This is a genomic window from Geobacillus sp. BMUD, from assembly GCF_013096845.1.
Lineage (GTDB): Bacteria > Bacillota > Bacilli > Bacillales > Anoxybacillaceae > Geobacillus > Geobacillus vulcani.
In genome coordinates this window covers 197517-212176 of record NZ_SDLA01000003.1, presented here as the reverse complement: position 1 = coordinate 212176, position 14660 = coordinate 197517, and the positions used below count along the sequence as shown (strand labels likewise).

Annotated in this window: 14 protein-coding genes and 1 pseudogene; 7 read left to right on the top strand and 8 right to left on the bottom strand. The window is 48.4% G+C overall.

Going from position 1 to position 14660, the window contains the following annotated elements; all coding sequences use genetic code 11:
• Nucleotides 1-173: 173 nt before the first annotated feature.
• Nucleotides 174-1520: a 4-aminobutyrate--2-oxoglutarate transaminase gene (gene gabT / locus ETC05_RS06700; RefSeq protein WP_171660655.1), complete on the bottom strand. Its 1347-nt coding sequence runs from the start codon at nt 1518-1520 to the stop codon at nt 174-176.
• Between the two features lie 160 nt (nt 1521-1680).
• Between gabT and ETC05_RS06695 the strand changes: the two genes are divergently transcribed.
• The 6 genes from ETC05_RS06695 to ETC05_RS06670 all read left to right on the top strand — a co-directional run bounded on the left by ETC05_RS06695 (nt 1681) and on the right by ETC05_RS06670 (nt 8640).
• Entirely contained in the window at nt 1681-3075 is a 1395-nt protein-coding gene (locus ETC05_RS06695; RefSeq protein ID WP_171660654.1) for a sigma-54 interaction domain-containing protein, read from the top strand.
• 167 nt (nt 3076-3242) lie between these two features.
• Nucleotides 3243-4217, top strand: a complete 975-nt coding sequence (gene speB / locus ETC05_RS06690) for an agmatinase (RefSeq protein WP_171660653.1) — start codon at nt 3243-3245, stop codon at nt 4215-4217.
• A gap of 33 nt (nt 4218-4250) precedes the next feature.
• Complete coding sequence (locus ETC05_RS06685; protein WP_171660652.1) at nt 4251-5711, top strand: aldehyde dehydrogenase family protein; 1461 nt, start codon at nt 4251-4253, stop codon at nt 5709-5711.
• A gap of 79 nt (nt 5712-5790) precedes the next feature.
• Nucleotides 5791-7164: a purine-cytosine permease family protein gene (locus ETC05_RS06680; protein ID WP_171660651.1), complete on the top strand. Its 1374-nt coding sequence runs from the start codon at nt 5791-5793 to the stop codon at nt 7162-7164.
• A 1-nt stretch (nt 7165) separates the two neighbouring features.
• Entirely contained in the window at nt 7166-7993 is an 828-nt protein-coding gene (locus tag ETC05_RS06675; protein ID WP_031409144.1) for a carbon-nitrogen hydrolase family protein, read from the top strand.
• A complete protein-coding gene (locus ETC05_RS06670) occupies nt 7990-8640 on the top strand; it encodes a cyclase family protein (protein ID WP_171660650.1) in 651 nt (216 codons plus the stop codon). Before ETC05_RS06675 ends, ETC05_RS06670 begins: the two co-directional genes overlap by 4 nt.
• 141 nt (nt 8641-8781) lie before the next feature.
• On the opposite strand, the pseudogene ETC05_RS06665 reads toward ETC05_RS06670, so the two are convergent.
• Both ETC05_RS06665 and ETC05_RS06660 read right to left on the bottom strand, forming a co-directional pair.
• Nucleotides 8782-9343: pseudogene (locus ETC05_RS06665) on the bottom strand (sugar O-acetyltransferase).
• Nucleotides 9344-9358: 15 nt separating this feature from the next.
• Nucleotides 9359-10720, bottom strand: a complete 1362-nt coding sequence (locus ETC05_RS06660; protein WP_171660649.1) for a D-serine ammonia-lyase — start codon at nt 10718-10720, stop codon at nt 9359-9361.
• Nucleotides 10721-10807: 87 nt separating this feature from the next.
• Between ETC05_RS06660 and ETC05_RS06655 the strand changes: the two genes are divergently transcribed.
• Complete coding sequence (locus ETC05_RS06655) at nt 10808-11287, top strand: GNAT family N-acetyltransferase (RefSeq protein WP_144974738.1); 480 nt, start codon at nt 10808-10810, stop codon at nt 11285-11287.
• A 111-nt stretch (nt 11288-11398) separates the two neighbouring features.
• On the opposite strand, the gene ETC05_RS06650 is transcribed toward ETC05_RS06655, so the two are convergent.
• The 5 genes from ETC05_RS06650 to ureE form a co-directional block, all read right to left on the bottom strand.
• Complete coding sequence (locus ETC05_RS06650; protein ID WP_031409137.1) at nt 11399-12022, bottom strand: urease accessory protein UreH; 624 nt, start codon at nt 12020-12022, stop codon at nt 11399-11401.
• Between the two features lie 20 nt (nt 12023-12042).
• The gene (locus ETC05_RS06645; RefSeq protein ID WP_171660648.1) at nt 12043-12858 is read right to left on the bottom strand and encodes an urease accessory protein UreD; all 816 of its coding nucleotides are present in this window, start codon (nt 12856-12858) and stop codon (nt 12043-12045) included.
• On the bottom strand, nt 12855-13469 hold the full coding sequence (gene ureG, locus ETC05_RS06640) for an urease accessory protein UreG (protein WP_031409133.1): 615 nt from the start codon (nt 13467-13469) through the stop codon (nt 12855-12857). Before ureG ends, ETC05_RS06645 begins: the two co-directional genes overlap by 4 nt.
• A 65-nt stretch (nt 13470-13534) precedes the next feature.
• The gene (locus tag ETC05_RS06635) at nt 13535-14212 is read right to left on the bottom strand and encodes an urease accessory protein UreF (RefSeq protein ID WP_031409131.1); all 678 of its coding nucleotides are present in this window, start codon (nt 14210-14212) and stop codon (nt 13535-13537) included.
• Complete coding sequence (ureE, locus tag ETC05_RS06630; RefSeq protein WP_031409130.1) at nt 14205-14651, bottom strand: urease accessory protein UreE; 447 nt, start codon at nt 14649-14651, stop codon at nt 14205-14207. The genes ETC05_RS06635 and ureE overlap by 8 nt, the downstream gene beginning before the upstream one ends.
• Nucleotides 14652-14660: the final 9 nt, after the last annotated feature.

The following is a 14660-nucleotide window of genomic DNA, read 5'->3' as shown; positions in this document are numbered from 1 at the left end:
AATCAACGCAGATTGTTCTTCCTTCAGAAAACATTCTCTCGGAGTAGAATGAGTCTCAAATCAAAAAAACCGCACCACAAAAAGGTGGCACGGTCTCAAAAAGATAATATCGCCATCACCTTTTTCGACTGCATCACGAAGTTTTTACGAGTAGTTTGACCAGGAACCACTGATCATGCCAATTCAGCAATGACCTCTTCGATGACATCCAATGCTTCCTCCAACTGTTCATCTGTGATGACAAGCGGCGTTAATAGACGAATGACATTGCTGTACAGACCGGCACTCATGACGATCACACCTCGTTGATGGCATGCTCGCAAAATGGCGGCCGTTAATTCCCTATTCGGTGCTTTTGTCTTTGCGTCAGTGACAAATTCGATGGCTACCATGGCCCCAAGCCCCCGTACATCCCCGATCGCCTCATATTTCTCCTGCAGCTGTCTGAACCGATTGATGACGATTTGTCCAATGACATTGGCCCGTTCAACCAACCCTTCTTGTTGCAACATGCGAATCACTTCCAAAGCGGCCACGCAACCAAGCGGGCTGCCTCCGTATGTCCCGCCGATTTCTCCCGGATTGGGTGCATCCATGATTTCCGCCCTTCCCGTCACCGCACTGATCGGCACACCCGCTCCGATGGACTTCGACATGGTCATTAAATCAGGCACAACGTCAAAATGTTCAATGGCGAACATCTTCCCTGTTCGTCCAAATCCGGTCTGAATCTCATCGGCGATAAACAAAATCCCGTATTTTTCACAAATTTGTTTGACCCCTTGAACGAATGTTTTTGACGGAACAATAAACCCGCCTTCTCCTTGCACAGGCTCCATAATGATGGCAGCTACCTCTTCCGCCGGGACTTCTGAGAGAAAAAAGTCCTCGAGTTGTCGTAAAAGCTCAGCATCCAGTTCCTCATTTGTCATGCCTGCTGGCTTTCGGTAATAATAGGGATACGGAAGTTTGTACGTATCCGGTGCAAAAGGTCCAAAACCAAATTTATATGGTTTCACTTTGCTTGTCAGCGACATCGCCAACAAGGTTCGCCCATGAAACCCTCTTTCAAAAGAGAGAATGGCTTTTCTCCCTGTATACTTTCGTGCAATTTTGACGGCATTTTCGACTGCTTCTGCCCCGCTGTTCAAGAAAAAGGTCTTTTTATGATGAACTCCTGGAGTAATATGGTTTAATATCTTGGCCAACTCAATATACGGCTCATACATCATAACATGGAAACACGGATGAATATACTGCTCAGCTTGTTTGCGGATCGCTTCTACCACTTTTGGCGGGCAATGACCGACATTGAGGCTTCCAATCGCCCCAGCCAAGTCGATAAACGTATTTCCATCCACGTCGGTTAAGAGCGCTCCTTCTCCTTTGGCCGCAAAAGTCGGTACAGTGTTAAACGGCCCTCTCGGAACATTCTGTTCTTTTTTTCTTAATAGCTCCTTTGCTTTTGGTCCCGGAATCGCTGTTTTTACCTGGATATATTTTTTTGTTTCTGCCTTCATCTTCTCCCTCCGTCCCATTGTGCATCATGATCCATCTTTTTAGATACGCAAAAAACATGCCAAAAACTTCATGCAAAATCATATAACAAGGAAAAAGGATTTTTTCGCCTCTTTGATAAAGTTAGTAATAGAAGCCTCACAGACTGCTAGGAGGGAAAGTATGCACCGTACAGCTGATGTTTTGGAATTCGAATTGGACGCGATATTGAAATCATCAAACGACAATATTGTGATCGCAGACGAAAACGGGATCATTCTCCGTGCCAGCCCGAATTGCTTGTCCATATACGGAAAGGACGTCTCTTATTTAGTCGGAAAATCGGTTTATCAATTAGAAAAAGAAAACGTCTTTTGCCCTTCAGTTACAGCGAGAGTATTACGGGAGAAAAAAGAGGTCCAATTGATGCAGCAAACCGCCACCGGACGAGTTGTCATGGCGACAGGCGTGCCTGTATTTGACCAACAAAACCGCCTTGTCCGGGTCATCAGTTTTTCCCATGATTTAACAGAGTTGGAGCGTTTGAAAGAAGACTATGAAAAGCTGAGAAAGCAGATGGAACATTATCAAATGGAAATAGAGGAGTTGAAGCCGGAACATATCGTTATTCAAAGCAAGGCGATGGAACGAATTTGGAAGCTCGTGCACCGCGTGGCCCAATCGGACGCGACGGTTCTTTTCCTCGGCGAGTCTGGAGTCGGAAAAAACGTATTCGCCCGTTCCCTTCACCTCCATAGCCCGAGGCGGAATGAACCGTTTATTGAGGTCAACTGCAGCGCCATTCCTGAATCACTGTTTGAATCGGAAATGTTCGGCTATGAAAAAGGATCCTTTACCGGTGCGCAAAAAACAGGAAAACCGGGGCTGATCGAACTGGCCGACAAAGGAACTCTCTTCCTTGATGAAATTGGCGAGCTTCCTCTTTCGATGCAAGCGAAACTGCTGAAAGTGCTTCAAGAGAAAAAAGTCATACGCGTTGGAGGCATTAAAGAACGAACGGTCGATTTTCGCCTGATCGCCTCGACAAATCAGAACCTAGCAGAGATGGTGAAGCAAGGAAAGTTCCGCCAAGATTTATTTTATCGTTTGCATGTGATCCCGATTTATGTTCCTTCTTTGTGTGAGAGAAAAGAAGATATTTTCATGCTGGCACAATACTTTTTGAAAAAATTCAACCAAAAATACCAAATGGATAAATACTTTCATCCATCCATTGTCGACCATCTCGTTCAGTACGACTGGCCAGGCAACGTGCGCGAGCTGGAGAATATGATCGAACGGTTAGTCATTACTTCTGAAACGAGAGCCATTTATCCGGAATATCTTCCTTTTTCGATCCAGAAATATCCAGAGTTGATCACTCCCCATCAATCGTTGGAAAAACGGAACGAACCGTCGACATTAAAAGAAGCCATTGAACAAGTGGAACGGCAATGGCTTCTGCGCGCCGTCAAACAGTGCAAAACAACATACGAGATGGCTGATTATCTTGGCATCAGCCAGCCAACGGTCGTACGAAAGCTGAAAAAATACGGTGTTGATTCAAAAACGAATTAAGATTCATCTTTGAATGAAGCGTTCGCTCATTTTTGAACATACGCAAGCAAGGATGGACGGTAAAAGCATCCTTGTTTGCGTATTTCTTGTCTACTTCCCCTTTTTGGCACACTTTTTGCTTCTAAAACCATCACGAAACATTTTTCACTGCCCAAGGAGGTCTTGACATGTATAAACCGAAAGATTCTTCCCAATCGCCCCGTTTTTGCGGGGTTCGCACCTTTATGCGGTTGGAACAGATCAAAACAACAGACGATGTCGATTTTGTCATAGTTGGCGTTCCTTTTGACACCGCGGCATCAAACCGAACCGGACAACGATATGGCCCACAGCACATTCGCAATTTTTCTGTCTTGCTTCGCCCTTACAATCCAGATATGGATATTGATATTTTTGCCTATTGTTCCGGCGTCGATTACGGGGATATTGATGTCATTCCCGGCAATGCATTGCGCACGTATGATCGTATCGTCGAAGAGTTGCGACCATTGTTGAAGAAAGATATCATTCCGATTCTGATGGGCGGGGATCACTCCATTACATTGGGGCACTTGCGGGCTTTTTACGAACGCTTTGGACCCATCGCGCTCGTTCATTTTGACTCGCATAGCGACACGTGGGACCATTACTACGGAGAAAAATATATGCATGGCACACCGTTCCGCCGCGCTGTCGAGGAAGGGTTGCTTGATGTGGATCATTCCATTCAAATCGGGATGCGCGGACCGCTTTACAGTGCTGATGATATCGAGGACGCCCGACAGCTTGGTTTTGAAGTGATTCCGATGCAAGAGATTCGACAAATTGGCTTTGTGGAAGTGATGCGCCGCATCCATCAACGCATCGGTGACAAACCGGTTTTCGTTTCTTACGATATTGACTTTGTCGATCCTGCTTTTGCCCCAGGGACTGGTACACCGGAAGTGGGCGGACCAACCAGCTACGAGGCACTCGAATACGTAAGGGGACTCGATGGACTAAATATTGTCGGGTTTGATCTCGTCGAAGTTTTGCCTGCTTACGACAACGGAGAAGTGACCGCTCTATTGGCTTCTGCGATTATGTATGAGATGATTACACTTGTGGCGTTAAAGAAAAAGCGGTCACAGACCAACAACCTATCGACAACGACAACATCCTAAAAACATGTCACAAACAAAAAGGAGCGGCTTTCAATGGCTCAGGACCATGTGTATATCAACGGAAAATGGTACAAAGGAGAAGGAGAAAAAAGGGCGGTGATCAATCCTTCGAATGAGGAAGTCATCATAGAAATCAATGAAGCATCCCAACAACAAACAGTAGAAGCAATCCAAGCGGCCCGTCATGCCTTTCAATACACCGATTGGCCATCCAATCCGGCAAGAAGAATTGCCGTCCTTCGGCAACTGGCTGATTTGTTGGAACAGAACGCGGAAACATTCGCTGCCATTGAGACGTTGAATACAGGGAAACCGATTCGCGAATCGCGCCTCGATGTCAGTGATTCGATCCAATGCCTCCGTTACTACGCCGATTTTGTTGAGCAACGGACCATCGAGGAAAAGAAAAGAACCGATGGCACGACAAGCAAAGTCATTGAGGAACCGATCGGGGTATGCGCTCTCATCGTGCCTTGGAATTTCCCACTCTTATTGGGGATATGGAAATTGGCCCCGGCGCTTGCGGCGGGAAATACAGTGGTATTTAAACCATCAGAACTGACGCCGCTATCGTTCATAGAACTGACGAAGCTGATCGATTCCATCGGTCTCCCGCCGGGCGTGTTTAATCTCGTGCTTGGCAGCGGTTCGCCGGTTGGAGAAACATTGGTGACACATCCTGATGTGGAAAAAATATCGTTTACTGGCGGAACGAAAACCGGACGATGGATTTACGAACAATGTGCTCGTGGTTTGAAGCGAGTGTCTTTGGAACTCGGCGGAAAATCCCCGCTGCTCATTTTTGACGATGCCGATCTTACTAGCACCGTCGAGTGGGCACTGTTTGCCTCCTTCTTCAATCAAGGGGAAGTGTGTGTGGCTGCTTCGCGCATTCTTGTACAACGGCGTGTTTATAATTCGTTTATTGATCAGCTGACCCAAAGACTGGCTTCCCTCCGTATTGGCGATCCTTTCGCGGAAAACACGGAGATGGGACCGTTAATCAGCTCCTCACATTTAAAAAAAGTGGAAACATATATCCAGATCGGCTTGCAGGAAGGAGCGGTGCTGCTACAGGGTGGAGAACGAATCAAGGAACGGGGGTATTATCTCACCCCTGCTGTTTTCACCCATGTCCGTCAAGACATGCGTATCGTCCAAGAAGAAATCTTTGGTCCTGTCATTACTTTGCAAACGTTTGAACATGACAACGAAGCCATCGGCCTGGCGAACGATACAATATACGGACTAGCAGCTGGCATATTCAGCCGCGATCTCGAACGGGCGGAACGAATCGCCGGAAAATTGAGAGCTGGAACCATTTGGATTAACAGCTATCACACTCCTTATGTCGATGCTCCTTGGGGCGGCATGAAACAAAGCGGAATCGGTCGGGAGCTTGGGCCGCAAGGATTTGCCGCTTTTACGGAAACAAAGCATGTGAACATCAGCCAACATGGCAAATCACTCGGATGGTATCCATCACGCTCCTGATTTCGTCCTTAGGACGAAATCAGTGTAAGGTTATTATTCTGAATATTAAAAATAGAAAAAACAAGGAGGAACGATCATCATGAAATGGATAGAACGGTTGGGCCATGATGATATTCGGCCGACCCCGATGAACGAACGAAGCATGAACTTCTTTAGCACGTTTACCCTTTGGATTGCAGCAAATGTGGTGATTACGACTGTCATGACGGGTATGATGTTTGTTCCTGACATTTCCTTTTCCAACGCCATGCTGGCGATCATTGTCGGTTCGGCGATCGGCGCCATTCCGCTCGCCCTTACCGGAAACATCGGCATCCGCACCGGGCTCCCTACAATGGTGATCACAAGAGCGGCCTTTGGACAAAAAGGAGCCATCCTTCCCGCCCTTGTCAACACCATCATTTTAATCGGCTGGAGCTGGATTCAAGCCTATATGGCTGGCCTTAGTCTGAATTATGCCGTTCATTACACCACTGGATACAGTAATATTAATCTATTTGTGATCTTGACGGAGCTTCTTGTTGTGATCATTACGATTTTTGGCCACCGAGGGGTGGAACGGATAGAGAAATATATATCGATTGCTATGCTGATTTTATCGTTCCTCGTTTTTTACAAAATTTTTACGACTTACGACATTTCAACACTCGTCGAAATGAAATTGAGCGAGCATCCATCCATCACCACGATCATCGCCTTTGACATCGTCGTCGCCACCGCCTTTTCTTGGATGTCGACGGTTTGCGATTTCAATCGCAACTGCCGCTCAGAAACAAGCGGGTTTTGGGGAACGTATTTTGGCTATCTTGTCGCTTCCATTATCGCAATGGGTCTCGGCGCTGTCGTCAGCGGCTTTAGCATTGCCTCCAACATGGAACGGACTTATGATCCCACCATTCTCCTTGCCGCTTACGGGTTTGGATTGATCTCATCCATCGTCGTTTTCTTTTCTGTACTCTCGACCAATGTCATGGCCTTATATAGCGCCACGATGTCGTTTATGAACGTCTTCCCGCGCACAGGCTTTTGGAAACCAACGTTGATCATGGGAGTGATTTGCACGCTTGGCGCCTTGCTGAAAGAAGTGCTAATGTCCCATTTCTTTAACTTCATTATGCTGATTGCCACGTTGTTCATTCCTGTGTTTGCGATAGTGCTCGTTGATTACTTTGTTATCAAAAAAGGAGTATATGATACCGAAGATATTTTGTACGATACAAAAGGTCACTATCGCTATCAAAAAGGAGTCAACATCGCCGCCTACGTCACCTATATCGTCGGAGCTGTCTTCGCCTATTATTTTACGTACATTCATCCGCTTGCCGTCGGCTCCACCATGCTAACGTTTCTTTTATCGGGAGCTGTTTATTGGGGATTGATGAAATGGACAAAACAAATATATGCGAGCACGAATATGGTCGAGCTTGAATCTCCCACTCACTTGGAGGGATGATATGAACAGATCGTTTGACATCGCGTTGGCGCAGATGACGCCGGCCGACGGCGACATTGACGCCAACTTGGCCAAAATGAAAGCGATCATCAATGAGTGCAAACGACAGTTCCCTAATGTCCGCCTTCTTCTGTTCCCGGAACTTTGCACTACTGGTTATGTACTGTCAGAAGTACTAAAAGAGCTGGCTGAGACACCTGATGGGTCTACGTTCCAGTATATGAGCCGGATGGCCCAACAATTTCAATTGTACATTGCTTACGGATACGTTGAAAAAGACGATATAGAAAATATATACAACTCTCTTATGTTGATTCATCCCAATGGACAATGTATCGGAAATTACCGAAAAATCCACTTGACTCCTTTTGAAAAAGCCTGGTTTTCTTCGGGAGCCAAGCCGGTGCTGGTGGATACCGACCTTGGCCGCATCGGTCTGATGATTTGTTGGGACTTAGCTTTTCCGGAACTAGCAAGGTATTTGGGAGTTCACGGGGCTGAGATTCTTCTTGCCCCGTGTGCCTGGGAATCTCCTTTTCATGTACCGTTTCAAAAATTCGCCATGGCCAGAGCGATCGATAATACGGTTTATGTGGCTGTGTGCAATCAAATCGGCCGCTCTTCTTCTTTTTATTTCTTTGGTTTATCCTCTATTTATGGACCAGATGGGAATAAAATCGCCACGGCCAACATGGCTGGAAGGGAAGAAATGATCCATGCAACCATCGATCCAAACGAACACCAAGCATTAAAGAAAAACTTTTATACAATGATGGACGAACGACGAATAGACCTGTACCGAGAATGGAATTGGGGGAGTGATAAATGATCATCAAAAAACTCATCGATCTCTCCATACCGCTGACACCCCACCTTCCCGTCTACCCCGGGGATCCGAAGCCGCACATCGAACCGGCGGCAACGTTCGCCGCTGACGGCTACCACGTCAGCCGTCTTGTGCTCGGTTCGCATAGCGGCACCCATGTCGATGCGCCGTTCCATTTTTGCGAGCACGGCTGGCGGTTGGATGACGTGCCGCTCACTTATTTTCTCGGCCACGGCGTTGTGATCGATGCCACAGGGAAAGCGGAAGGGGAAGCGGTGACGATGACGGATGCCGCCCCGTATATGCCGAAACTGTCGCCGGGAACGATCGTTTTGTTTCACACCGGTTGGTCGTCATACGTCGGAACGGAGCAGTATTTTCGCCACCCGTACGTCGCGCCGGATGTCATTGAAGCGATGCTCGAACGGGGCGTTCGCACGTTTTTGATCGATGCCCTGAACATCGATCCGCCGGATGGTTCCTCGTTTCGCGCCCATGAACGGATTCTCGGCGCCAACGGGGTGATCGGAGAAAACTTCACCAACTTCGATCAAATCGATTTTGATGACCCATACATTATCGCTCTGCCCCTTTCCTTGCCCGGCGGCGATGGCTCGCCCGTTCGGGCGGTGGCGGTGCAATGGGGGTGATCAATCGATCGGACATACGAAACGCCCCGTATCTTCTTCGATGCAGGGCGCCCTCCCTCTAGAAGGTTGGTGAAAAACCGGTGTTTTCCTTGATCGATGGGTGAACGGGTGAAAATAGGGGCTGGTGCTACCAAGGTTTTTCTACTTGAGAAACGATTCCGGGAAGCGGTTGCGCGAGTCAATCACCTGCCCCCTATTGATGACTCTCACTGGGTTTCCGCCAACGACCGCGTTGGCGGGAACGTCTTTTGTCACGACAGCGCCTGAGGCGATGACGGCGTTGTCACCGATCGTGACACCTGGGTTGATCACAGTTCGCCCGCCGATCCAACCATTATTGCCAATGACGACCGGTTTTCCGGATTCACGGCCGCTGTTTCGCTCATGTGGGTCAAGCGGATGCGTCGCCGTATAAATGTGCACACCAGGACCGATAAAACAATGATCACCGATCCGCACTTCACAGACGTCTAAAATGACGCCATCAAAGTTCATGAAAAAATGTTCGCCAACATGAATGTTATACCCATAGTCACAGCGGAAGTTCGGCTCGATGTACAGCTGTTTTCCTGTTGAGCCGAACAGTTCCCTTAACAATTGAACCCGCTTTTCATATTCCGTTTCCAATGTTTCATTAATATAAGCGAACGAGCCGTCTCGCCCGCTCTTTCACAAGCAGCGGATCGGCCGAAAAAGCCGTCATGCTCTTTCGGCGGCATCACCCTTGCCGGCGTTTCCCTTCCTGATAGTAGGCGTCCATCACGTCCTTCGGCACCATGCTTCCGCCTGTGGCCCAGCAAATATGGGTGGCTTGGTTCATTTTTTCTTTCAAATGATGTTGCTTGAGATACGTTTGCCCCGCTTGGTCTTGAAACAGCCGCACAGGCCCTGCGACCCCTGCCAACGCGGACGGTTCCAAGCGGATCTCCTCCGTATCGATCATCGCCGCGAGCAGCCGATAAAGGGTGGAATCGTCCACTGTATAGACGCCACTGATGACGTGTTCCAGCATCTTTCCGACCAGTCGCGAAGGGCGGCCGACGGCCAGCCCGTCGGCTTCGGTTCGGTTATCCATGCCAAACTCCTGCACCGAGACGCGATCGTGCTCACCCGTCATCATCCCAAGCAGCATGCAAGGCGAATGGGTTGGCTCGGCGAAAAAGCAATGCACATGATCCCCATACACAAGTTTCAAACCAAACGTCACCCCGCCCGGTCCGCCGCCAACTCCACAAGGAAGGTACACAAACAGCGGGTGATCTTCATCGACGATGATGTTCTTGTCTTCTAACTGTTGCTTTAACCTCAACGCCGCCACCGCGTATCCTAAAAACAAATGAATCGAATTCTCGTCATCGATAAAATACGAGGCGGGGTCTTCAGCCGATTGTCTTCTCGCCTCTTCGACCACTTTGTTGTAATCGGTGAGATGTTCGACCACCGTCACCCCTTTGCTTCGCAGCAAATCTTTCTTCCACTGTTTCGCGTCCGCCGACATATGCACCGTCACATGAAATCCAAGACGCGCGCCGATGATTCCGATGCTCAGGCCTAAATTTCCCGTTGAACCAACGACAAGCGAATAGCGGGAAAAGAACTCCCGAAACTCCTCGTCAGCGAAGACCGCGTAGTCATCCTCTATGGAAATCAAACCGTTTGCGAGCGCGAGGTCTTCGGCATGTTTCAAGACCTCATAAATCCCCCCTCTCGCCTTGATCGATCCGGAGATGGGAAGATGGCTGTCGCATTTTAGCCATACTTCCCCTTCGATCAGCTGCCCGCTCATCTCTTCCAAATACCGTTGCATTTTCGGAATCTTTATTAGCGGCGATTCAATGATTCCGCCAGTGTCCCGCGTTTCCGGAAACACCTTGGCGATATACGGGGCAAAGCGCGCCAACCGTTCTTCAGCTTCCTTGACATCGCGTTCGCCGAGCGGAAGATGTCGGGCGGCTTGATCAAATGAACAAATGTTTGGATTCGGCCAAAACACTTCTTCTGTTCTGATCATATTCTCCAACAACGGAAGTTCCCTGATCCATTGTAGAATCGTTTTCCCCGCTGCGATTCGGTTATCCATGTGTTTCCTCCTCATCCATATGTAAAAAGCATCTACTTCCAGTATAATAGAAAACGTGAATCGCTGGTATAGGGGAGGAAAACGATCTTGAACATCGTCCCAACAAAACAATTAGACCGCGCTCTAGTCAACCAGTTTTTTATCGAACATTGGGGAAGTCCACAAATGGTGGTGTCGACTGGTGCTTATGACTGCAGCGAGCTGGATGGATTTGCCGCTGTCGAGAATGGACAGCGGATCATCGGGCTCATTACGTTTGTGATTCGCGGAAACGAATGCGAGATCATCTCGCTAGACAGCATAATGGAAAACCGCGGCGTCGGCAGCGCCCTTTTGCATGAGGCAGAAACATGGGCGAGGCAACAAGGGTGCACCGCGGTTCGACTGATCACGACGAATGACAACTTGCATGCACTTCGTTTCTATCAAAAGCGCGGCTATCAAATCGTGAATGTCTTTCCGAATGCTGTCGACAAAGCACGGCAAATCAAGCCAAGCATTCCGTTGATGAGCGCTGATGGCATTCCGATTCGGGATGAGCTGTTGCTTGTGAAACCACTAGGGTGACACGGTGCAATGATGACGTCTTCTTGAAAAAGAAGCACCAGCCTTCTCCCAAGGCTAGTGCTTCTTCCAATATTTTATACTCCTCACCTATGAAGCTAGTCGCTAGGAGTATTAAAGCTCGGTGGTTATATGATAAATGTAATATACTCCATAGGCGATGCTAATGAGGGAGACGGTTTTCACCATCCATTGGCTTATGGCTTGCCGTTTCACTTTCATCCAAACGAACGGAACGCCAAGAAGTGTGGTGAACAACATCATGCCGATGACCGTCCCTAAGCCAAAAAGCAAAATAAAGGAAAAGGCCATCCAAGTTCCTTTGACCGTCGTCATCGTCAACAACACCATTCCGGCACTTCCGGCCAAACCATGAACAATGCCGATCAATGTCGATTTGATATGAAAATGATGAATATCGCCACGGCGATGATGATCCATGCTCATTGGCGAGCGAAAACTGGCAATTCCTAAAATGACGATCATAACGCCAACGACCATTTCAAGGTAAGAAGCAACCTGTTCAGGAATTTGTCGCTCAAAAGCGATCATCGCCATCCCGACGATGAGCAGCGTCAACGTATGGCCGATTCCCCAAAACATGCCGGCCAGCGACGAAAGGGAAAGTTTTTTTGTTCGGCTGACAATCGTAGAAACCGCAATAACATGATCCGGTTCTGTCGCATGTTTCATTCCTAGCAGCAATCCAAACAAGAGCACAGGCCATATCGTTCCCATTGTCTTCTTCCTTTCTCTTGTCAATATTTCCTCCAGCAAACTGGCGCTTTCTCACCACATTGGTGGCGAATAAACTGGTGGATACGTTGAAATATCGCTTCAATGGCCGATGTTTCATACGCCAATATACGTACAGAAAAGCCTGGAACGGCTGCCGCTGAAAAACCGCAGCAAACCTCTCGCGGCATTTCTTCCATGAATTGGTTGAACTGTTCTAACACTTCCTTTGTGATGAACGGAGAAAGAGCCACCAATGATCCGACATGCGTATAGCCGCCAAGCTGCAGCATGCTCGTTAAGTGCTGCCGCGAATCCAAGTACAGATGATCAAACAGAACGAGCGCCTCGTCTTGATACACCTTCAGTTTCGAACGAATCCAATCGTAGCGGAACAGTTGGCCGCTCTCTGACCAACCAGGCGTGATGATCTCCCCATACATAAATGTCGAACGGCTTGTTACATGAACGACGGTCTCTTGGATAAAACGGGCTTGCTCGTAGGCAATGAGAGGATCGGGAAAATATTCGAGAACACTTTCATCACCCAAGGAAAATTGCGTATATTGCCAAACAGGCGCATACGGGGTTTTGTATACTTTTGTCGCCGCTTGTGTCGTCACCATCAATCTGGCGTGAGACTGCAACTTCATATTGATCTCGTAGCAGTCGCCATTGACGTATCCTCCTCCAACGTGAACAAGATATAATGTCGGATGAGCAGAATCGAGATAAACAGGGCGCATCAGTTTCAGCGCTCCTTCATTATAAGTGTCAGAAATGACGGTGCGGCCGTCTTTCACGACCGCTGTGCATTGCAAACGCCCCGTCCAGCTCATTCGTCCAACCCTGCCAACAGCACCTGTTTTTCGATCCAATCCACAACGTCAAAAAGCCCGATCTCTTCTTTTAAATTTGTAAAAATGACTGGCTTCGCCCCTCGCGCCGCTTTGGCATCCCGTTCCATCACTTCCAGACTGGCACCGACGAAAGGGGCAAGATCAATTTTATTAATCACGAGCAAATCCGACTTAATCATCCCCTGTCCGCCTTTGCGCGGTATTTTTTCCCCTTGGGCGACGTCGATGACGTAAATGGAGAAATCAACAAGCTCCGGACTGAAGGTCGCCGCCAAGTTATCGCCGCCGCTCTCGATAAAAATGAGCTCGACATCCGGATGGCGCCGCTTCAGTTCATCAATGGCCGCAAAATTCATTGATGCATCTTCGCGAATGGCGGTATGTGGGCACCCGCCTGTTTCGACGCCGATAATCCGATCTTCCGGCAGAACGCTATGTTTGATTAAAAATTGGGCATCTTCTTTTGTATAAATATCATTCGTAATGACCGCGATGCTAAAGCGGTGGTGCATCACCCGCGTCAGTTTCTCGACAAGCATCGTTTTGCCGGCGCCAACGGGGCCGCCGATGCCGATTCGTACCGGTTCTATCATGATATTCCCCCTTCTTCGTTTTTCATTCCAACCCAAATAGGCGCTTTTTTGTTTGTCCAGTATTATGACATAAACAACCGGACCGGAAGGCGTTCATGTTGCATTTGCGCGATTTCTAAGCCAATGGCTGCCGCCCCGAGCTCCTCTTCGCCGAGCATCTCGATGATGTTCGTGGCATGAATCAAATATGGCTGCACCATGACGAGCAGCTGTTGCCCGTCCGTTTGGCCGAGGGGAATGCCGCGGACCGCGTTTTGCACCATCGTTTGTACGGAAGCAAACAAATACGTCAGCACCGTCGTTTGTTTGGTTGCCCCGATTTTGCGACCGACTGCCGCAAACACGATAGCCGGATGAATGGACTGCTTCGTTTGTACGATCTCATCGAGTTCATCGACCGAATAAATGTGGCGGCAAAGTTTCCATAAACGCTCTCCGATCATTCTCGTTCCTTCCCGCGTTTCCTTCGCCAGGCAGAGAGCAAACAGCGTTTCGTTCAACCGTTGCAGTCCTTCAATGCTGTTGGCTTTCAACTGCTCATAGGCGATCCGGCACGCTAATCCATCCGTATACGTCAGCTGGGTTTGAATGTAAACGATAAGTGATTCACGAAATGTTTTGGCATCACAAATTTGCTCATTGTACATGTATGTTTCAAACCCAAAGGAATGGGAAAATGCTCCAGATGGAAAATTCGAATCCGAGAGCTGCAACAGCCACAATAGCTGTTGGTCAGTCATGGCGGTGGCCGATATGACGAAACGCTTGTTTTACTTTCCGTTTTTCCCGCTTGTACGGGATGTGCAGCTGTTTGAGCAGCTCTTCGACTAAATAGTCGTATTGGACAAGCATTTCCCCTTCCTCGAATTGGGCGGGCAAATGGCGGTTGCCGAGTTGATGAGCGATCTCCCCCATTTGTTTCAACGAAACCGGCTTTATAACAAGCAAATCCTCAGGAAGAACGGAAACAACGATCGCGTTATAGTCATCCATCCACAATACATCTCCATCCGCCAATTCTTTCGCTTCCTTTAGGCGAATGCCAAGTTCCCGCCCATGATCGGTCACGACCCGCTGGATTCGCTTCACTAAATCGTCGCTCGCCATGTACACCCGTTCAATATGCGGGGGAAGAGAAGAGAGGGTTTGAATATTGCCGACAATCGTTTCAATAATCATCTGCCATCA

Coding starts and splice junctions, on each gene's coding strand:
- gabT (WP_171660655.1), bottom strand. CDS start 1,520: ATGAAGGCAGAAACAAAAAAATATATCCAGGTAAAAACAGCGATTCCG.
- ETC05_RS06695 (WP_171660654.1), top strand. CDS start 1,681: ATGCACCGTACAGCTGATGTTTTGGAATTCGAATTGGACGCGATATTG.
- speB (WP_171660653.1), top strand. CDS start 3,243: ATGTATAAACCGAAAGATTCTTCCCAATCGCCCCGTTTTTGCGGGGTT.
- ETC05_RS06685 (WP_171660652.1), top strand. CDS start 4,251: ATGGCTCAGGACCATGTGTATATCAACGGAAAATGGTACAAAGGAGAA.
- ETC05_RS06680 (WP_171660651.1), top strand. CDS start 5,791: ATGAAATGGATAGAACGGTTGGGCCATGATGATATTCGGCCGACCCCG.
- ETC05_RS06675 (WP_031409144.1), top strand. CDS start 7,166: ATGAACAGATCGTTTGACATCGCGTTGGCGCAGATGACGCCGGCCGAC.
- ETC05_RS06670 (WP_171660650.1), top strand. CDS start 7,990: ATGATCATCAAAAAACTCATCGATCTCTCCATACCGCTGACACCCCAC.
- ETC05_RS06660 (WP_171660649.1), bottom strand. CDS start 10,720: ATGGATAACCGAATCGCAGCGGGGAAAACGATTCTACAATGGATCAGG.
- ETC05_RS06650 (WP_031409137.1), bottom strand. CDS start 12,022: ATGGGAACGATATGGCCTGTGCTCTTGTTTGGATTGCTGCTAGGAATG.
- ETC05_RS06645 (WP_171660648.1), bottom strand. CDS start 12,858: ATGAGCTGGACGGGGCGTTTGCAATGCACAGCGGTCGTGAAAGACGGC.
- ETC05_RS06635 (WP_031409131.1), bottom strand. CDS start 14,212: ATGACTGACCAACAGCTATTGTGGCTGTTGCAGCTCTCGGATTCGAAT.
- ureE (WP_031409130.1), bottom strand. CDS start 14,651: ATGATTATTGAAACGATTGTCGGCAATATTCAAACCCTCTCTTCTCTT.